Origin of the sequence: Flexilinea flocculi, from assembly GCF_001192795.1 — a bacterium.
Taxonomy (GTDB): Bacteria; Chloroflexota; Anaerolineae; order Anaerolineales; family Anaerolineaceae; genus Flexilinea; species Flexilinea flocculi.
Genome location: NZ_DF968180.1, coordinates 143,534 through 163,019, shown reverse-complemented (window position 1 = coordinate 163,019; position 19,486 = coordinate 143,534). Strand labels below are relative to the sequence as shown.

Genomic DNA, 19,486 nt, shown 5'->3' with positions numbered 1-19,486 from the left:
ATATTTTCTGTAAAATAAAGAACCTTAACAAAAGAGGTGAGTCAGAAGTATCCTTATAGTAACCAAACCATAAAAGGAGACTAGAAATGACTCACCCAAATAATTATACCTTTGCAGAGGAAATAGCGGAAAAAGGATTGGAAGCAATTCCAGAAATGATGCGAGTGCTGATAAATAACGCCATGCAAGTAGAAAGATCAAGGTACTTACAAGCTGAACAGTACGAACGCACAAAGGATCGCAAGGGACATGCAAATGGTTTCAAACCGAAGACGATACAGACCAGGATAGGAAACATTACCTTTGCAGTTCCACAGGTTAGAGAGGGTGGTTTTTATCCCAGTGCTCTGGAAAAGGGACTGCGAAGTGAAAGAGCCCTTACGATCACACTGGCTGAAATGTATGTACAGGGAGTATCGACTCGGAAGGTAAAAACCATTACGGAACAGCTTTGTGGGATTGAGGTCTCAGCCACACAAGTCAGCCGGGCAACAGCGCAATTGGACGAAGTACTGCAAGAATGGCGTGAAAGGCCATTAGGAGAGATCAGCTATCTCTTTGTGGATGCCCGATATGAGAAGATTCGTGAAGCAGGACAAGTAAGAGATGCAGCGGTTTTGGTGGCCTCTGGCATTACGCCAGAAGGCGAACGGCAAATACTTGGGGTTTCAGTTTCGCTTAGTGAGCATGAAACACATTGGAAAGCATTTTTAAAGAGTCTAAAAGAGCGAGGGTTACACGGAATAAAGCTGATTATCAGTGATGACCATGAAGGTCTAGGGGCAGCCAGAAGAGCAGTTTTTGGCGGTATTCCCTGGCAACGGTGTCAGTTCCATCTGCAACAGAATGCCGGAGCTTATCTGCCCAGACAATCGATGAGATTGGAAGTGGCAGCAGACATCAGAGCCATATTTAATGCTCCTGATCGAAAGACAGCAGAAGAGCTCTTGCAGAGCGCCATCCAGAAGTATGCTATTTCTGCTCCGCGGCTTTCATCTTGGCTCGAAAATAACCTTTTTGAGGGTTTTTTGGTTTTTGATTTTCCATTGGAACATCGAAGAACGATACGAACAACCAATAGTCTGGAGAGGATTAATAAAGAGATTCGCAGACGGACAAGAGTGGTTGGTGTGTTTCCAAATCAAGCTTCTTGTCTCAGGTTGGTCTCGGCATTACTGATGGAGACCTGCGAAGAATGGCAGATCGGAAAACATTTTTGTACTGGCAAGTTTATGAATTCTTAAAGATCTATGGATATTTCAGACTCTAATTTACAGAAAAAGGGTTGCATAATCCTGCATGGAACCTATGGACACAAATATCATCAATAAATCTAAATATAAGGACGATTATTAAATGTTGTGTTTCAAGTTTTCTGGATTGATTCGAAAGGTTGGTTTATGTTTCGAATTACTACTGGCCATAATGTCCAATCTGTTTTGAGCAAGTGGTAAGATTAACCCATAAAAAATATGATTGTCATCTACTTTCGATAGGGCATTGCTGGCCGAAGCATCCTCCCAATTTATTTAAGTAGTGCTCTTTACATATAGAACTGGTAAAAAATGGGACGATGGAAAGCCTGAAAAAAGTAGTTCAGCAATTCCATCATTAAAAAAAAGAACTATTGTTGTTCATTTGTTTTTGCACAGAATGCAAAAACAAATGAACAACAAATATCCTCTTTTTTTGAAAACTTTTCTGAATTAAGAATTGCTGAAAGCAGTCCGCAAAACTCGTTACGGAGAACGATATGTTTAAAAAAGTAAAAATTGCTTTAGGACTGGATCCTATTCAAAAACAACTGGATGCATACACCAAAGTGGTTGAGCAAATCAACCTACTGGAATCAGCCTATGAAAAACTGTCCGATGAGGAATTGAACAAGAAGTCGCTTGAATTCCGACAACGCCTAACACAAGGCGAAACATTGGACGATATTCTTCCAGAGGCATTTGCTGCTGTACGAGAATCCAGCAAACGGGTTCTTGGCATGCGCCATTATGACGTACAGTTAATTGGCGGTATGGCGTTGCATGACGGGAGCATTGCCGAAATGCGGACCGGCGAAGGCAAAACGCTGGTTGCGACGCTGGCAGTATATCTGAATGCGCTTTCAGAAAAAGGCGTTCATCTGATCACCGTCAATGATTATCTGGCAAGACGCGATGCCCGTTGGATGGCGCCGATTTATCAAATGCTGGGACTCAGTGTCGGCGTGCTGCAGATGGCAGCCAGGACGGATAACGGGAAGAAAGCATTTCTGGTCGATTTCAGCGTTTCTTCTCCGAAAGAAGACCAGGATCATTTGCGGTTGGTCTCTCGAAAAGAAGCTTATGATGCGGATATTACCTATGGGACGAACAGTGAATTTGGGTTTGATTACCTTCGCGATAATATGACGATGAATTTAGAAGATCGCGTACAGCGCGGGCATCATTATGCAATCATCGATGAAGTCGATAATGTCCTGATCGATGAAGCACGTACTCCGTTGATTATTTCTGGACCGGCATCGGATGATGTAGAAGAATACTACCGCATGGCGAAAGTGGTCAAACAACTTCTTCCGGAAGAATATGAAGTCAGCGAGAAAGATCAGAATGTCTATCTGACCGATAATGGAATGGATCATGTTGAAGAATTGCTTGGGATGGTATTAAGGGATCCCAACCGTCCGGAAGAAGTCACGATTGAGCAGGAACGCATGATGGGGTATCTAAATCAGGCGCTGCGCGCGGAATTTCTCTACAAACGGAACAAGGAATATCTCGTTCAATCCAATAAGGTCATCATTATTGACAGTTTTACCGGTCGTTTGATGCCTGGACGCCGCTGGTCCAATGGACTGCATCAGGCTATTGAAGCCAAAGAAGGCGTGAAAGTTGAACCGGAGAATGTCACCTATGCGACAATTACGCTCCAGAATTACTATCGCATGTATCAAAAAATTGCGGGTATGACCGGTACAGCGCTGACTGAAAAAGAAGAGTTTTATAAAATTTACTTATTAGACGTGATTCCGATTCCAACGAATCTGGAATATACAGCCCATTTATCCGGCAGCAACCTGGTCGAAAAAGAAGCGAAAGATGAATCCGGATACAAATATATTTATTATGCTGATCCGAAGCGCATTGATCAGCCGCTGTTTTACAAACGGAAAGATTATCCGGATGTCATTTATCAATCCGAAGAAGCCAAATTTCGGGCAATTACAATTGAAATCCTCAAAAATCATGTGATCGGACGACCACAGCTCATCGGCACCGCATCGGTTGAACATTCTGAGTATCTGGCAAGCCGATTAAAGCAGGAACCGCTGCGACGGCTGGTACAGGTACTCATGCTTCGCAGGGTCTGGATGGAGCAGAATCAAATTAAGGATCTGGAATCACCAATCAAAGAATTCATTCCTTTTAATAAATCCATCCTGGATATCAACGCCGGTGATCTGCGCCCGATGGCGCGACAGCTCGGCGTATCACTGAACATTGATGAACCAGAAAACAAACCCTACCTCATGAAAGAATTCAATCTGTCGGAAACAGACATGGATCGTTTTTTGGAAGTTGTCACAGCCGGAATCAATCCACAGGTATTAAATGCCCGCAAACACGATGAAGAAGGTATGATCATTGCGCACGCTGGCGCTTACGGCGCAGTAACCATAGCAACGAACATGGCCGGACGAGGCGTTGATATCAAATTAGGCGGTGAACTGGATGAGGATATCCTTCGGGATACCAACCGTGTTTTAAGCCGGTTGGGGATCGATCCGTATAACTTGACGATCGAAGAACGCTACGAAGCCATCAAGAAAATTCCAGTAGAAGAATATGGTATATACGAAGAATCCGTCAAAGGATACATCGACTTTGTCGACCATATGAAACTGGTTCGTTCTTTGGGTGGTCTGCATGTCATCGGATCCGAACGCCATGAGTCCCGCCGTATTGATAACCAGTTACGCGGTCGTGCTGCCCGCCAGGGGGATCCCGGATCCTCGCGCTTTTACCTGTCGTTGCAGGATGAAATTGTGCGGCTTTTTGGCGGACAACAGCTCGAAAATGTCCTGAAACGCGTTAACCTGATCGATGAGAATGTACCGCTGGAAAACAGTCTCTTCTCGCGAATGATCGAACAGGCACAGGAACGTGTGGAAGGAACGAATTTTGATATTCGCAAACACACCCTTGAATATGACGATGTGCTGAATACACAGAGAAAACGAATCTATGATCAGCGGGATCAGGCATTTATTAAAGCGGATTTGAGCGAAGATATTTACGCACTGCTTGAAACCGACCTGAAAAATCACCTCGAAAAATCAAAAGAAGAGGAAAAGTGGAAACTGGCTGCTTATCTGGACAGCGTTCAACCAGCAATTGAGCTGGAAGGAATATTCCTGCCTTCTTTTTCTCAGAAGATGATCATTCAATCCCTTCAAAAGATAGTCGGATCGCAGCCTTCCCGTGAACACTTGCTGGCGTCATTGATTGATTTCGGAAAAAAAGCTTTTGAAGTTGAAAATCGCAATGGCATGGAAATCATGGAGAAACTGATTGAAAATAACCGGACAAGCTTTGAAACACAATTATCCGAACGACAAAACAACTTTGAACTTTTTGTTGATTCTCTGAAGGACAAATTAAAACAAAAAAGAGAAAATGAGGAGTCGAATCAGTTAACCGATCCGCTTCGACCGCAGGATGTGCTGGCAGATGCTTCCAGTTACGCCAAAGTGGCGTTTCGATTGAATCCTGAAAAACAACGCTTGCTGGCTGAAGGCGATGAGTCGGTTCTGGATGAACTGCGTGATCAGATAACCAGCGCTTTGTTCAACGTTTTTGTTCAGCGTCTGAATCTGGTGATCGGCAACCGTTTAAGCGGTGATTACAGCGCTCCTGCAGAAACAATAGCCATCGGCGATTGGGATTCTCTCAGCAGCAGCGTGATGCACGCTGTTGAAAAAGCTTATACATTGCGCGCAGATAAACTTTTTGGCAGTCAGGCACAAATTCAGTCGGATCTAACCGAAGCGCTAAAATCATATCAGCCGTCGGATCTGACCGATCTGCAGTGGGTACAATTATTACGGACGATGAGTCAGGGTCAACACATTGCATTTGACGCAAAAACGCACCGAAAATCGACAAAAACCTACACGCGGTGCAGTTTTATTTATTATTGCGGACAGCTTCTCGAAAATCTGGAAGCGGACGAGCTGCAACGGCTGATCTGGGAGCATTATATGGACGCCATGAAAGGCCAGCGAATGATTTTTGGCTGGTTAGACTGGAGCCGAATTCGTACCAACAATCTGACTCTGAGTCAAATGAAAACGGATATTCAAGCTCGGATTCGTCAGGAACTCGGAGAAGATACTTTTGCTGAAATAAAGGATGTTTCTCCGATGGAGATCAACGGCGAACCGCAGTTAGCGATTCAATCCATCTTGGGACAGCGCCTTCAGAATGAGGTTCATCGCCAGGTGCTGTTGCGAAGCATCACCAGCCAATGGGTAGATTACTTGACCCAAATCGAAGGATTGCGTGTCTCCATCAGTATGGAAAGTTATGCGCAGCGAAATCCGCTGGTTGTATATAAAATGAAAGCGGCTGAATTATTTACACAGTTGTTGAATGACATCCGCCAGAATGTCGTTGAACGGATGTTTATTGCGCTGCCAGCGCTTTCAATGCTGACCGTTTCAGAACGAATTCCTGTTGCTGCTGACAATGCTGAAAATAAAGAATCGCCACAACAGCAAAAAACAAACGCAGAAAAATCCGATCGCGAAAAAAAAGAAGCGGATTCCCGAAAGAACGAGAAAAAGCAGAAAAGGAAATAGACCGGTGATGAACTGGAACATCGCTGCCCATGATTGGGCTGTTCAAATTTTACAAAATCATATGCGCAGCGGAAATTCCCGTCATGCCTATTTGTTTGTCGGTCCTCAGGGCATCGGACGGCGTACGATCAGTCTGCGCTTTATCCAGGCGTTGAATTGTCTGAATCCTCCTACTGTCGGTGAGTTTTGCGGAGAATGTCGAGTTTGCCGTCAGGTTTTACAAATGCAGCATCCTGATCTTTTTATCGGCGAAGCGGAAACACAGGGCGGTATTCTCAAAATTGACACAGTTCGTGAAATTCAGCATTCCCTGTCCCTGCAGCCATATGAAGCCAGATGGCGGGTTGCGTTATTTCTGCGTTTTGATGAAGCCAACCAAAACGCACAGAATGCCTTATTAAAGACGCTGGAGGAACCGCCTGAAAATGTTAAAATGATTTTAACTGCCAGTATGGAAAACGCACTGCTGCCGACGATCCTCTCACGCTGCGAAATCATTCGGCTCCGCCCGATGCCGCTGGCGGATCTGCAAAAAATTTTAATAGACGAATGGAACGCGGATGAAGAACATGCCTGGCGTATTGCCCATCTGGCTGCTGGTCGGATTGGCTTTGCGGTTAGTCTGCTGCAAAACGAAGAGAAAGCGGATACGATTTTAGAGACAGCACGAGAAGGGCTGGAGCTTTTATCGCAAAATACTCGTCAGCGTTTTCGCTATGCCGAGAAATTCAAAGATGTACGTAAACGTGGTGATTTGAGGAATACGCTTCAAATCTGGCAGTCATTATTCCGAGATTTATTGCTTCTTTCCACAAATAGCAATTTACCTGGAGAATTACCGCTGACTTTTGTAGATCTAAAATTTGACTTGTCAGGAATCGCCGAAAAAGTTCCTTCCGAGCGATTTTTATCCGTACTCAACCAGATCAACCATTCCATGGACTATCTGGATGCCAATGTTAATCTACAGCTACTGACAGAAAATTTATTATTGGAATGGCCCAGTTTGCATTAATTCTAAATATGAAAAGAATTCTTTGTTGTTCTTATGGTTTAGCGTAAAGTGCTAAACCATAAGAACAACAAATTTTCTTGATTGATTCGGAAAGTCAATCCATATTTCGAACAGCAGATGAAAGAAATTACACATCCGATATTGAAAAATGAATTCTATTTTCGTAGGAATTACTACGATAATCGTCATCCTGTTTATTTTGTGTTCGTGAGGATCATTTCACGCAACAATTTTGTAGTTTGCGTAAATTCAGCTGTATCTCTTAAATCCGGGTTTCGCGGACGGTCAAATTGAATTTCGAGTGAATTGACAATACAGCCAGGGCGATGTCCGAACACCAGCACACGATCTGCAAGCAGCACTGCTTCCGAAATAGAATGCGTGACCATCAGAACAGTCGTGTGAATCTGTTCCCAGGTGCCTAACAATTCGATGGACATCTGTTCGCGAGTCAGTGCATCCAGAGCACCAAAAGGTTCATCCAGTAACAGAAGCTGTGGTTTCTGGATTAAGGCTCTGGCAATCGCGACGCGTTGCGCCATCCCTCCGGAAAGATTTTGCGGCCACTCATTTTCAAATCCCTGCAATCCGATTTTTTCCACCCAAGCCTGTGCCTGTTGAATCGCCATAATTTTTGGAATTCCCTGGATTTGCAGTGGAAGTGCAATATTTTGGATTACCGTATACCAGGGAAGAAGGTTAGAATTCTGAAAAACGATCGCTTTGGTGATCGGTTTCTTCTCCGCATACTGGATCGTCCCTGAAGTCGGCTCCAGTACATCTGCCAGAATTCTGAGCAGGGTACTTTTACCAGAACCGGAAGGTCCGATGATACAGGCAAATTCTCCATCTTGAAGATTCAGATCGATAGAATCCAATGCTTCCAGCGTATTGCCGTTCTCAGCCGGAAAACACTTCGATAAATTCTGTATGCTCAGTAGATTCTTTTCCAAACGATACTCCAGATTTCCATCGTTTTTTATAGCGTTCGATCTATTTTACAAACGCATTGGAAAAGGCGGCTGCGACATCGATATCCGCCTTGATCAAGCCCATTCGGCTCATCACAGCCGCCATATTCTGCCAGGCTTCCGGATCAGAAGCGCCCGGAATGGTTTGTTCGGGATTCTCATAAAGACGGATCGTTTGCTTTAAAACCTGTTTTTGCAGATCCTGATTTTTTGCGTCCTTGAGATTGTCGACGTATTTCAGGCAGATATCATAAGCCTCGTCGGGATGCTCTTTTGTCCATTGGATCCCTTTTAAGAACGCTCTGGTCATGCGGCTGACAAGATCGGGATGTTCCCGAATCATTTTTTCATTCGTGATCAGGCCATTGCCCACCATGGACATCGAATCTGCAACCGTGATGAGATGAATATCATATCCTAACGCTTTCAGTTGTTCTGGCTCATTGGAGACATAAATAACCGCCGCATCCACCTTGTCCGAAGTCAGCATTTCAACCTGAGCGTAACCAATCGTTTCCAATTGGAGATCGGCATCCGTCATCCCGGCTTGTTGTAAAAGCGCTTCCAGACCGATGTAAGATGCTCCGCTGAGCACCGGCGTGCCCACTTTTTTTCCGCGCAGATCCTCCATGGTGCGAATGTTCTTTTCTGCCAGAGAGACAATTCCGACAGGGTATTGCTGATACCAACCGGCGATATAAACCAATGGCAGTCCTTTGTTTCTGCCAAGCAGAACCTGTTCTCCGGAACAAATTCCGAAGGGGATCTCGCCAGCTCCGACCAGCGCAACCGTGTCGATTTCCATACTGTGGTTGAGACTCAGGTCGATATGTTCTTCCGAAAAGTAGCCATTCTCCAGCGCGGCATAAAGCGGTGCAAACTGAACATTGGGGACAAACCCGACCGGCAATGAAAAAACATCGATGGGCTGTTCTTCGGCGTTGACGGAAAAAGCAGAAATAACGAAAACAATCATCCAAATCATTAACAAGAGTATGAAATTTCTTTTTTGCATCAATAAATCCTTACCTTTCATATAGATGATCACCAGGAATCCGAAATATGAAAAGAATTGAATGTTGTTTTTATGGTTTTTCCTGAAGAGTAAAACCATAAAAACAACCAATTTTCTTTCGACATTAGAAAAGTCAATCCATATTTCGAATTGTTAAAGGTTCACGTCAGGTCAATTGATTTTTGCCTGCTGCCATCTTAAGAAATGTTTTTCCAGCAGGACAATCAGTAAGTACAATGACAGAGCAATCGCCATCAGCATGAGAACCGTCACGAATACCATGGCTGTATCGAATTGTCCGCGTGCTGTATTAATCAGGTAACCCAGTCCTGCGTCGGCGCCGGTCAACTCACCAACGACAGCGCCGATCACGGAGAGCGTTGAACTGATGCGCAGCCCGCCGAATATGACAGGCAGCGCTCCCGGAATTTCCAGATATTTTAAAATCGCTTGCGGCGTTGCGCGCATCGACTTCATCAGATCCTGTAAATTGCGCGGAATCTCCCGCAGACCGATGATGACATTGATCTGAATCGGGAAAAAAACTGTCAACGAGCAAATAAGCACTTTCGAAGCGATGCCGGAACCCAGCCAGATCACAAGCAGTGGAGCGATGGCAGCCATCGGGATAGCCTGACTGGCGATTATATACGGAAAGAAGATCTTTTCCACCACCGGATGGTGTGCCAGAAAATATCCGCTCAACAGCGCCAGCGAACTACCCACTGCCAATCCTAAAACCACTTCCCATAAGGTAATCAGCGTATGCCGCAATAAAACACCGGATTGAACGGATATCAGAAAACGGCTCAAAATTTGTGACGGAGCAGGCAGGATAAACTCGGGATATTGCGACACGCCAACCAAAAATTCCCAAAGAATCAAACCGCACAGAATCGATAATGGCGGGATAAGATTCTTCGGCGTGAACTTTTTTTTATTCGAACGTTGCAAAGCCATAATTAAAAAAGCCCCGTTTCTTTTCAGGGCTTTTATGAACCTTAACCAGGTCACTTCTTTCTTTATACCGGACTATACCGTCGATCTCAGAATTTCACTGAGTCAGCTTTCGCTTGTGGATTGTCACCACCGATCGGGAATAGGTTTTTTTCAAACCGCACCCTGCCCTGAAAGAATGTTTTCTATACTTGAAATTGATTCTACTCCATTTTTTGTCAACCTGCCAGATGTTTTTGCAGGAATCAGCATGCGAAATGTGGGATGGATTCAATATTTCGAATTATTGGGAATCTTCCTGTTTTGCGGAGTGATCTCAAGCGATTACAATTAGCATACAAATGGATGGAAAGGATGGAACAACCGGATGGACGATCGACAATTCATGGAATATCTAAAATTTATGCAGGTAAATGAAATCAGAGAAAAACTTATTTGTGAAGGTATTGCAAAGAGTGTAAAAAATAAACAGGATAAGGAAACGCTTTTACATATTGCCCGACAGGAACAGGTACATTACGATCTTTTTAAGAAGTTAACGAAACAGGACGTTCGTCCGAATATGTTTTCTGTTTATTGGTACATTCTGATGGGTAAAATTCTCGGTTACACGTTCGCTGTGAAACTGATGGAGATTCATCTCTTGAGTCATGAGACAGAGAAAAAAACGCGGAAACAGCTCATGCTGGAAGAGGGTAACCAGGAATTGTTTCGTCGACATCCGGAGTTTGAAAAACTCTTTGCCGAGGAAGTAGAACATGAATTGAAAATGATCCAAATGATTGACGAAGAAAAGTTGAAATATGTTGGTTCGATGGTCCTTGGATTGAACGATGCACTGGTCGAATTTTCTGGAAGTCTGGCAGGTTGGAGTTTTGCCATGCAGAGCAATCGGATGATCACACTGGCTGGTCTCATCACAGGAATTTCGGCGACACTTTCCATGGCTTCTTCAGAATACCTTTCTGCCAAGAATGAAGGTCGGGAGGATGCCCTGAAATCTTCCGGTTATACCGGTATTGCTTACCTATTCACGGTTGTCGCACTTCTGCTGCCTTATATCCTATTGCCTGATCATCAATTTTTGTCGGCTCTGATTATTATGCTGGCAATTGTTATTCTGATCATCGCCGGTTTTAATTACTATATTTCTGTCGCAAGGAATGAAAAATTTTCCACGAAATTCAGGGAAATGATCCTCGTCAGTCTCTCAGTGGCTGGAGTTTCGTTTTTAATTGGTTTGCTCGTGAAGAAAATACTGGGTATCGATATTTGAAAATTTTTTGAGAAAACAAAGAAAAATCGATGTGCTGTTTTTTTTCACACTGCGTAAAAAACAACAGTACATCGAATAATTCATCCCATAAATCAAATTCGCTGGATTCAATCCGACAACGAAAAACGCTTTTTAGCAATTACCGACATATACATACGGCAAATACTGACGGGCTATCTCTGCCAGATGATAAACCAGCCTCACTTCAGTTGCATTCCGATCCATCATTCTGAAATGAGGAAAGAAGCGTGTGATATGATAGGCAATTTCCGGATCGATACCTGCGATCCATTGGGCGATTTGACTGATCTCTTCTTCGGAATCATTTTCATCAGGTATGATCAGCGTTGTGATTTCTACATGGGTTGATTTTGCACTCAACTCGATTGTCCGCTTTACAGTATCCAAATTGCCACTCAGCTTTTTGTAAAAAGCTTCAGTAAATCCTTTAAGATCAATATTCATGGCGTCAATCCATGGCAAAATATCCAACAGCGGTTTTTCTTCCACAGTACCATTGGTTACCAAAACATTCTTTAGCTTTTTCTGGTGTGCCAGTTTGGAACAGTCCATGACAAATTCATAACTGATAAACGGTTCATTGTAGGTGTAGGCAATACCGATATTGCCTCTGGCTTTCAGTTTGAGAGCCTCATCTACCAGTTCCTGCGGCGAAATCATAGTAATCCGGACGTGATCTTTAAAAGTCTGAGAAATGTCGCTATTCTGGCAAAAGGGACAGCGAAGGTTGCAGCCGTAACTCCCTGCGGAAAGAATGAAGCTGCCGGGGAAAAAGCGCCTAAGCGGTTTCTTTTCGATTGGATCCAGTGCAATGGAGGTTATTTTCCCGTAATTAGTGCAAATGATCTGATCTTGAATATTGGTTCTTGCACCGCAAAATCCGGTTTGCCCTTCCTCCAGACTGCAATGATGGAAACAGATGGGACAAGTTGTTTTCATTGATGACGCACCACCTCAAAACGTTCCATTGTAACGGTTTCATCTTTTCTGATTCCAGCTTTTTGTTTGGCGATGGAGATTTGCTGTTCAACGCTGTCGATACCTTCCAGATTTGGCAGCAACAACCCGCGCCGATAATCTTTTGAAACAATGACGCCATACCGTTTTACATCCAACTGATCGGGTGAATGGATAGACTCTGCTTCCGAGAGTACATCCACGCTGTATACCAGATCCGGCAATTCTGAAACAGTGACCGGAGGAAAACGCGGATCATTGGTACCCGACGAAATCGCATTCATAATAATTTCTTCTGCGATATTCTTAGTGACAGGAGCAATGGTTCCAATACAGCCTCGCAGTTGTCCGAATTTCTTTAAGCTTACAAAAACGCCAGCTCGCTTTGTGATCATTTCCTGCGGCAGATTTTCCGGTGGTTTTATATGCTTTTTCGTTGTCAGGTAAGTTTCCAACGATGTTCTTGCCAGCCTGACATATGGATCTTCGTGATCTTTACGCTCAGCCATGCGTTGTTTCTCATTTTGTTCATAGATTTTATCAAAATGGCGATTCTCGTCTTTTCCTGTGATCTCAAAAGAGGCAACACCATATCCTACACCGAACGGGCCTTCGTAAGAGTGCAAAGTCGAGCGGACAGCCTGTCCATCTAACGCGCCTGCCATGATCACAAAGGAGCGTAGTCCGCATTCGCCGGCATTTTCACAAAGTACTGGATCTAATGTGAAAAAGTCCAGAAAATTTCCGGTTTCCATCGCATGTGTGACTTTTTGATCGAAAGATGGTCCTTCTGCTCGATATCCATAAGGTCCGTCTTCTTTTAATCGATGAGACAAATCCCCGCTGGCGATAAACACTGTTCTCCGATTGAGCTGTTCCGCGGTTTTTGCAATACACTTTCCAAACTGATAATGTACTGTCAGCCGTTCTCCGGATAAACCGATTCGTACCAGCTTATAGGATGTCCAGAATTCATTAATAAACTTGAGCGGGATCAGTGTTCCGTGATCGATTCCCGGATTGCGCTCGCCAAGCGTTCCAGCAGAGATCAGCTCTTCCTGTGCGTTCTTTTCAAGCTTTTGGACAAATTCTTTGTCATAATTCGCTTCAAGAATGATGTTGTGAACGCCGAATTGTCTGAGATTTCCTTCTGCTTTCAAGCCAGGTGAGATATGAAAATAATCTGCATATAAAATGGAATGAGGTGTTGTGACGACAATTGTCTCCGGAGCAAGTTCGGCAATTCTTTTTGCTACTAACCGGTAACTGTCGATGGTTTTTTGAATTTTCTTCTCTTCACCTTTTCCGATTTCCGGTAAAATAATTGGCGGATGAGGGACGATAAAAGCGCCGATAATGGACATGTTGACTCCTTCTCCGGAAAACTTCTTTTCTTTAATTATATACAGCTGTCAACTGAACCAGCAATTCGAAATATAGGGAAGATTTTTTGTTGTTGTAATGATTTCCGGCTCCGCACAAACAATCACAACAACAAGTTTTTCCCGATCGACTCGAATAGCAAGTCCATATTTCGAATAACGATTTTTCAATCGCTTTCGATTAAAATTGAGAGAGTCGATGAAATGTCAGACATCGCTCCTGGAAAAATGTTTGAGAAGGAACTGTATCGACAAAATTATTGCTGGTCAGTGTTTCGAAATCGTGGAAGGATCAAAAATTGCTGGTTTTTCCCATATTTTTTCTGACGCAACAGAAATTACAAAATCCTAAGCAACAGGAGTCTTTATTTTGAATTTTTCTTCCAGCACAATTTCCGATCTTTTAAATCCCGAAGGTTTTGTCTGTTCCTGCGGCAAAGTACATCGCGTGAATCTGCGATATGTGGATATTGCTCAAGGAGCAATCAGCCGATTGCCAGCAATGCTTCACAAAACGGGCATCACAAAGCCGTTTCTGGTTGCAGATTTATGCACGTATGAAGCGGCAGGCCGAGATATCAGTGAAATCCTGTCTGCATCCCATATTCCTTATGCAAAATACATATTTCAAGTTGAGAGGCCGGAATCGGATGAAAGTGCAGTCGGATTAGCTGCCATGGCATACGATACAACCTGTGACGGAATCCTGGCAGTTGGATCCGGTTCTATCGGGGATATCAGCAAAATCATTGCCCGATTAAGCGGCAACCCTTTGATCACGGTTGCCACAGCTCCTTCGATGGACGGCTTCGCTTCCCCAACCTGTTCCAACGTTGTAAGCGGTTTGAAATCGACTGTACCAGGTGTCTGTCCGGTTGCGATTATCGGAGATTTGGATGTGTTATGCAACGCTCCGACCAGAATGCTGCAAGCCGGGCTAGGAGATATGGCTGCCAAACCGAATGCACTTCTTGAATGGCGCTTATCCAACTTGATCAATGAAGAGTTTTATTGCGAAAATGTGGCTTCATTGATGCGGAATTCCGCTTACAAGTGTCTTTCTTCATCATCCGGTTTGATGAACCGGGACCCTCAGGCAATTGCGAATATCATGGAAGGACTGGTAATGTCCGGTATCGCCATGGCTTTTGCTGAAACCACGCGACCGGCATCCGGTATTGACCATTATTTTTCCCATATTTGGGATATGCTGGCGCTTCAAAACGGTAAAATGCCGGATTTACATGGCATTCAGGTCGGGATCGGAACGATCTATTCCATTCGGATTTATGATCTGATAAAAAAACAGAAACCAGACCGTAGCAGAGCGCAATCCTGCATGGAAGAATTTGACTGGCAAAAATGGCAGCAATCCATAAGAGAATTTCTTCCATCTGCTGCTGACAGCATCATTCGACAGGCGGCAGCAGAGAATCGTTTTGATCCGCAAAAACATGCCAATCGATTTCAAACGATTTCTCAGCGTTGGGACGAGATCGTTAAAATCATCGAGACAGATCTTCCAGATCTCAATCAATTACGCAATCAACTGCAGACAGCTGGCGCTCCGATTTCCGCACAGGAAATTGGTATATCTCCGGAAATTCTGAAACGAACATTCCTAACGACAAAAGATTTGCGCAATAAATATATGGCAAGCAGCCTGTTATGGGATATGGGATTGCTGGAAGCTGCTGCCGATGAACTTTTCTGAGAGAAATTTCACTTACAGTTATTGGCTTTGTCCGCTTTTCCTTAGAATTTTCAGAAAGGGAAAAAGCGAGACACACGGCTGGGGAGAAACATCCTTACTATTTCGATAGGTTTCGAATTCTTCCGGCGCTGACAAAACCGCAACCCAAATACGTCTCACAGGCATCAACCATCAAGAGAATTGTCCCTTTTGATAAATTGCCATCTGCAGATGGCAAATCCTCTCCATGGAGCCAGCGAGCTGTCTGAGTTTCATCCAATAGAAAGCGGTTTTTTTTCATTTCTTTGAAAAATCGACTTATCCAATCATTGTCCGGAATCAAGCCGGAGACTGTGAGCGAGGCGATTTTCATCCCGGCAGATTTACAGGGAAGCGAAGAAAATTCGGTGAAATAACGATTGGATAATGCCCAAACTTCATTCTCACGCTGCCACAGGGAACAATCATATTTTTCCAACACAGGTTTCAACAAGAATCCGAACTGTTCTTTAAAAAAAGTATCAATTTTTTCTTGCGTGGCTACATTCATTTCAGTAAATCCGCTTTTTTCCCAGGATCGAAATGGAGTTTCTGATCTTTGATCACCGAAAGAATCCTGCTTGCAAATCAATGCAGCAAAAAAACCTGCGGTTTCGTATCGATGTGGCCATAATCGGATGCTGCCAGTTAAAGACGGATCAAATGTTTGGATACCGTCTGTGGTTAAACCCGGAGCAGGATAAGGAAGCTTTTCCTGCGCATTGGCAACGCTGATTTTTGAGCCATATTTTTGTAGAATCTGGTTCACAACAGCTTCATCTTCATAAGGTGATAATGTACAGGTAGAATAAACAAGCTGTCCGCCTGGCTTTAATGCATGGATGGCAGAATCCAACAAAGCAGTCTGTCTTTGTGCCAGCGCTTTTTCTTCTCGCTCTGTAATTGGCCGCATAGGGTGAGAATCGATGGAAACCAGGCTTTGCATACTGCAAGGAGCATCCAGCAGGATGAAATCAAATGTGTCCGGGTACCATAAACCGAAATTTTCTCCCGGGAAATTGGTAATGAAATGGTTCAGACTTCCCCAATTTTTCAGAACAGTTTTTAACGCGCTGATTCTGGAAAGGCTTGAATCATTTGCCATGATGAGACCCTGGTCGAGACTGCGGGCAACCAGGTGGGTGGTTTTTCCTCCCGGTGATGCTGCCATGTCAAGTATCAACGGGCGGGACTCCATCAACCGCGTATCAAATAAGGAAACTGGCAGCATGGAAGCCGTGTCCTGAATGTAATACTGACCGATCTGGTGTTCCCGCGTCAGACTGGGAGATGTTTGGTATGTTCTAACCCGAAAACCGTCCGGGCAGAAGGGGACTTGTTCCAGCGTCCAACCATACCGTTTCGCGAGTATCTCTACCTCTTGTCGATCCAATTTCAGAGGATTCAGGCGAAAAGCGCGATCCAGTGGTTTGCTGAGTGCAGATTCCATCGCGGAAAGTTCGGCCTCCGGAATGAATGGGCGAAATTTCTCCCACGCTGCATCCAACGCATCCTGTCTGGGATTTTCATGATCTTGATTATTTCGTAATTGCTTTTTAGCCATATTTGTGAATACAAAAAACCATTTCTGTTTCTATTTCGAATTCAACCATATCCCATCCGCTTCCTTCAATCGCCTTATCCATTAATCGCCGTTGCCGATCTCGCATACCATGTTGACCGGTCAAGTTTTCTGCAGGCAGTGTAACAACCAGCCAGTCAGTTTGGATTCGCCGAAAGAAATCTCTGCAGCAGCCTTTGCTGCGTGCTTCAAATCGGTGCGCTTCTTTAAAAAAGAAAGCGGCATCTGTGTGAATCTCCGGTGTGTTGATCAGGATATCCTGGACTTTTGCCAACGATTGGAGTCTTTGAATTCCAAAAAATCGATTGATCAGATTGATTCGAGGATGATGCAGATCATACGCATAATAAACCGTGCTTTTTGGCAAGTTCATCCAGGGAAACGCAAAAGGATTCATGGCACAAGCTAAATCCTGAATGCTTTGTGGTCTGCCGATTTTTTCAAACAATTTTTGATAAAAAACATCCATATGCGGCATACGCTCTTTGGACGATGAATGGCTCAGCAGCATATCTTTACACCAGTTTTGCACGGCTGCTTCCCCGTTTTGACAAGCTTCCAGCAGCTGCTGTTCTGCCAAAGAATAGTCCGGATCGCCCAAATACGGTGCGATAATCTGATGCAATTTTTCGCGGACGTTTTTTTCAGCCTCTTTCCAGTTTTTTGTTTTGGATGATTCCTGCTGCCATAGCTGCATAATGGTGTCTTCAGGAATATCAAGCGCCTGATATTTCCTGGATCGCAGAATTTTCCGGATGACGGTCTTTTGTATCTCTTCAATATCGAAGGTGAATGTGGATGGACGATCGACACTCATTTTCTTTTTATCAGAAAAACCAGTTCAGATGGAAAAAGGATTTTTTGAATCTCCCAAACATCCGGGTTGCAGATTTCAAGAAAATGTGATTCGTAATTTTTTGGCATTCCCTTGTTTTTTCCGCTTAAGCTATGGGCGGGAAAACTGATTACTGCAAATTTGGATTCGATCTGAGACAAAATTTTTTTACCGGCATTTTTATCAACTTGTTCCAGACAGGGAATCGTTTTCAGGAGCAGTGTCAAAGCTGCCTGTTTTCTGGGATAATTCTCCAATAGATTCATCTGCGTTGCCATTCCATGGATCTGAAAACGATGGAAAAATGCATTAATCAGATCCATCAAATCCTGAAAGACATCGTACGCTTCATAGGAAAAGTTTTTTTCCAATGGCATCCACGGAATGGAAAGCGGATTCAGACCGCAGGCCAGATCCAATACCGAATCGATAGGCGGCAGATTGGAGAAAATCGTGCGGTAAAACTCTTCGAGGATGGGCATGCGTTCCCGCGTAGAGGCATGATTCTTCATCAGACGGAGGCATTGTTCTTTGACGGCTTCCTGATCTTGCCAGGTTTGATCTGCGAATGAATCGAATAGCTTCGGGTCTTCAATCTTCTCATTTCGAAAAGCTGATGCGATCTGATACAGCTTGGATTTGACATTCTTGACGATCTCCTTGCGATTATTCGAGGAATGCATCTCTCGGACGATGAGCTGCCTGGTCAGTTGCTGATCCATACTCCGAAAATTGCGACCTTTATGAATTTCTGCGATTAATTCTTCGGGATTGAAGTCATTTTCCATATTTTTCTTCCCGCAGAAGCTCCGTTAATCGTGTCAGAATTCGGATGTTGTGGATCGTCGCCAGGCGAGGGAACAGCGTATCTCCCATTTTAAAAAGGTGGCGCAGATAACCCATGGAATAGCGCGTGCAGGTCAGACAGTCACAACCTGGCGAAACCGGTTGAGAGGAGCGGATATATTGTTCGTCGCTGATGTAGTGGTATTGGAGCCATTTCCCGTCAAAGGAAGGGTACTCTTCACGGAAGGCATATAAACGACCATGCCTGGCATCGCGTGTTGGCATCGCACAGTCAAAGATGTCATATCCAAGGTTGACACAGCGAACGACATTTTCAGGATGTCCGATTCCCAGGGCATGAATTGGAAATTCTGGCGGAATCAATTCCCGGGTATATTGCAGGATATCAAATAAAAGGTTTCCCTCGCTGTCTAAAGGCCAGCCGCCAAAACCAAAGCCGTCAAATCCGATTTCCAGCAGTTCTTCGGCACAGCGTTTCCGTAATTCAAACGATCCGCCTCCCTGGATGACACCGAAAATTTTTGGCTGAATAGCTTCGCTTTTCGAGACCTGCTGTTTCAAGCGTAAGAATTCTTTTTTGCAGCGAGATGCCCAGGCAAGCGTGCGATTCACCGATAATACCTGATCACTGTCAGAGGCTTCAGCATGGGTGCATTCATCCAGACATATGACAATATCGGTTCCAAATGCCATCTGAAGCTGAACCGTTTTTTCTGGAGTAAGTTGTAACTTATGGGTTGAATTTTCCGGGATAATCGTAATTCCACGGTCTGTTATTTTCCCGAATTTTTCGTTTTCATGAATCAGTGAATAGGCTTGAAAACCACCTGAATCGGTCACAATTGGTTTGGTCCATCCACTCATCTCGTGCATGCCATGCAGCGATTGAACCGTCAGGCTGCCTGGTTTCTGCATGAGATGGAACGTGTTCATCACCAAACCTTGGACTGACACATTTTCCAGATCAGCAGCATCAACACTGCGGACCATCCCGTAGGTTGCGTCTGGTAGGTAAACCGGATACTGTAATCTCCCATGCGGGAGATCGATCCAGGAATTGGAAGAATTTGTGATTGTCATCC

At 44.2% G+C, this 19,486-nt stretch carries 14 protein-coding genes, 3 pseudogenes and 1 riboswitch; of the genes and pseudogenes, 8 read left to right on the top strand and 9 right to left on the bottom strand.

What is annotated here, in order from left to right; all coding sequences use genetic code 11:
- Positions 1-86: 86 nt before the first annotated feature.
- From ATC1_RS02780 to ATC1_RS02770, 6 genes and pseudogenes are all read left to right on the top strand, one after another.
- Entirely contained in the window at positions 87-1,244 is a 1,158-nt protein-coding gene (locus ATC1_RS02780) for an IS256 family transposase (RefSeq protein WP_062278182.1), read from the top strand.
- A gap of 509 nt (positions 1,245-1,753) precedes the next feature.
- Positions 1,754-3,037, top strand: a pseudogene (locus ATC1_RS15155) (preprotein translocase subunit SecA); the annotation flags it as partial.
- Positions 3,017-3,319: pseudogene (locus ATC1_RS15150) on the top strand (preprotein translocase subunit SecA); the annotation flags it as partial. The pseudogenes ATC1_RS15155 and ATC1_RS15150, both read left to right, overlap by 21 nt.
- A gap of 276 nt (positions 3,320-3,595) precedes the next feature.
- Positions 3,596-4,055, top strand: a pseudogene (locus ATC1_RS15145) (preprotein translocase subunit SecA); the annotation flags it as partial.
- A gap of 80 nt (positions 4,056-4,135) precedes the next feature.
- Positions 4,136-5,854 (top strand): hypothetical protein, encoded by a 1,719-nt coding sequence (locus ATC1_RS15140; RefSeq protein ID WP_407920568.1) that lies wholly within the window; start codon positions 4,136-4,138, stop codon positions 5,852-5,854.
- A gap of 7 nt (positions 5,855-5,861) precedes the next feature.
- On the top strand, positions 5,862-6,869 hold the full coding sequence (locus ATC1_RS02770) for a DNA polymerase III subunit (RefSeq protein WP_062278177.1): 1,008 nt from the start codon (positions 5,862-5,864) through the stop codon (positions 6,867-6,869).
- A gap of 194 nt (positions 6,870-7,063) precedes the next feature.
- Here ATC1_RS02770 and ATC1_RS02765 read toward each other — a convergent pair whose 3' ends face one another.
- The 3 genes from ATC1_RS02765 to ATC1_RS14555 form a co-directional block, all read right to left on the bottom strand.
- Complete coding sequence (locus ATC1_RS02765) at positions 7,064-7,822, bottom strand: ABC transporter ATP-binding protein (protein ID WP_062278175.1); 759 nt, start codon at positions 7,820-7,822, stop codon at positions 7,064-7,066.
- 40 nt (positions 7,823-7,862) lie between these two features.
- Positions 7,863-8,855 carry an ABC transporter substrate-binding protein gene (locus tag ATC1_RS02760; protein ID WP_172667699.1) on the bottom strand — a complete coding sequence of 331 codons (993 nt, stop codon included), beginning with the start codon at positions 8,853-8,855 and terminating at the stop codon, positions 7,863-7,865.
- Between the two features lie 171 nt (positions 8,856-9,026).
- Positions 9,027-9,815 (bottom strand): ABC transporter permease, encoded by a 789-nt coding sequence (locus ATC1_RS14555; protein ID WP_082174670.1) that lies wholly within the window; start codon positions 9,813-9,815, stop codon positions 9,027-9,029.
- 51 nt (positions 9,816-9,866) lie between these two features.
- Positions 9,867-9,994, bottom strand: a riboswitch (FMN riboswitch).
- A gap of 185 nt (positions 9,995-10,179) precedes the next feature.
- Between ATC1_RS14555 and ATC1_RS02755 the strand changes: the two genes are divergently transcribed.
- Complete coding sequence (locus tag ATC1_RS02755; RefSeq protein WP_062278171.1) at positions 10,180-11,088, top strand: demethoxyubiquinone hydroxylase family protein; 909 nt, start codon at positions 10,180-10,182, stop codon at positions 11,086-11,088.
- A 132-nt stretch (positions 11,089-11,220) separates the two neighbouring features.
- On the opposite strand, the gene amrS is transcribed toward ATC1_RS02755, so the two are convergent.
- Both amrS and amrA read right to left on the bottom strand, forming a co-directional pair.
- Positions 11,221-12,048, bottom strand: coding sequence for an AmmeMemoRadiSam system radical SAM enzyme (amrS, locus tag ATC1_RS02750; protein ID WP_062278169.1), 828 nt, complete (start codon positions 12,046-12,048; stop codon positions 11,221-11,223).
- A complete protein-coding gene (gene amrA, locus ATC1_RS02745; RefSeq protein WP_062278167.1) occupies positions 12,045-13,430 on the bottom strand; it encodes an AmmeMemoRadiSam system protein A in 1,386 nt (461 codons plus the stop codon). The genes amrS and amrA overlap by 4 nt, the downstream gene beginning before the upstream one ends.
- A gap of 388 nt (positions 13,431-13,818) precedes the next feature.
- On the opposite strand from amrA, the gene ATC1_RS02740 reads away from it, so the two are divergent.
- Positions 13,819-15,162, top strand: coding sequence for a sn-glycerol-1-phosphate dehydrogenase (locus tag ATC1_RS02740; RefSeq protein ID WP_062278165.1), 1,344 nt, complete (start codon positions 13,819-13,821; stop codon positions 15,160-15,162).
- A gap of 97 nt (positions 15,163-15,259) precedes the next feature.
- Here the strand turns inward: ATC1_RS02740 and ATC1_RS02735 are convergent, their stop codons facing one another.
- Genes ATC1_RS02735 through ATC1_RS02720 form a run of 4 tightly spaced genes read right to left on the bottom strand, consistent with a single transcriptional unit; the run spans position 15,260 to position 19,484 of the window.
- Entirely contained in the window at positions 15,260-16,744 is a 1,485-nt protein-coding gene (locus ATC1_RS02735) for a hypothetical protein (RefSeq protein ID WP_062278163.1), read from the bottom strand.
- Positions 16,737-17,579, bottom strand: coding sequence for a class I SAM-dependent methyltransferase (locus ATC1_RS02730; protein WP_062278161.1), 843 nt, complete (start codon positions 17,577-17,579; stop codon positions 16,737-16,739). Before ATC1_RS02730 ends, ATC1_RS02735 begins: the two co-directional genes overlap by 8 nt.
- Positions 17,576-18,385: a class I SAM-dependent methyltransferase gene (locus ATC1_RS02725; RefSeq protein WP_062278159.1), complete on the bottom strand. Its 810-nt coding sequence runs from the start codon at positions 18,383-18,385 to the stop codon at positions 17,576-17,578. Before ATC1_RS02725 ends, ATC1_RS02730 begins: the two co-directional genes overlap by 4 nt.
- Positions 18,375-19,484: a tRNA-ribosyltransferase family protein gene (locus ATC1_RS02720; RefSeq protein ID WP_062278157.1), complete on the bottom strand. Its 1,110-nt coding sequence runs from the start codon at positions 19,482-19,484 to the stop codon at positions 18,375-18,377. The genes ATC1_RS02725 and ATC1_RS02720 overlap by 11 nt, the downstream gene beginning before the upstream one ends.
- Between the last annotated feature and the right edge of the window lie 2 nt (positions 19,485-19,486).

Bases quoted from the DNA above. Each gene is read 5' to 3' on its own strand.
- ATC1_RS02780 (WP_062278182.1), top strand. From the start codon at position 87: ATGACTCACCCAAATAATTATACCTTTGCAGAGGAAATAGCGGAAAAA.
- ATC1_RS15140 (WP_407920568.1), top strand. From the start codon at position 4,136: ATGATCGAACAGGCACAGGAACGTGTGGAAGGAACGAATTTTGATATT.
- ATC1_RS02770 (WP_062278177.1), top strand. From the start codon at position 5,862: ATGAACTGGAACATCGCTGCCCATGATTGGGCTGTTCAAATTTTACAA.
- ATC1_RS02760 (WP_172667699.1), bottom strand. From the start codon at position 8,855: ATGCAAAAAAGAAATTTCATACTCTTGTTAATGATTTGGATGATTGTT.
- ATC1_RS14555 (WP_082174670.1), bottom strand. From the start codon at position 9,815: ATGGCTTTGCAACGTTCGAATAAAAAAAAGTTCACGCCGAAGAATCTT.
- ATC1_RS02755 (WP_062278171.1), top strand. From the start codon at position 10,180: ATGGACGATCGACAATTCATGGAATATCTAAAATTTATGCAGGTAAAT.
- amrS (WP_062278169.1), bottom strand. From the start codon at position 12,048: ATGAAAACAACTTGTCCCATCTGTTTCCATCATTGCAGTCTGGAGGAA.
- amrA (WP_062278167.1), bottom strand. From the start codon at position 13,430: ATGTCCATTATCGGCGCTTTTATCGTCCCTCATCCGCCAATTATTTTA.
- ATC1_RS02735 (WP_062278163.1), bottom strand. From the start codon at position 16,744: ATGGCTAAAAAGCAATTACGAAATAATCAAGATCATGAAAATCCCAGA.
- ATC1_RS02730 (WP_062278161.1), bottom strand. From the start codon at position 17,579: ATGAGTGTCGATCGTCCATCCACATTCACCTTCGATATTGAAGAGATA.
- ATC1_RS02725 (WP_062278159.1), bottom strand. From the start codon at position 18,385: ATGGAAAATGACTTCAATCCCGAAGAATTAATCGCAGAAATTCATAAA.
- ATC1_RS02720 (WP_062278157.1), bottom strand. From the start codon at position 19,484: ATGACAATCACAAATTCTTCCAATTCCTGGATCGATCTCCCGCATGGG.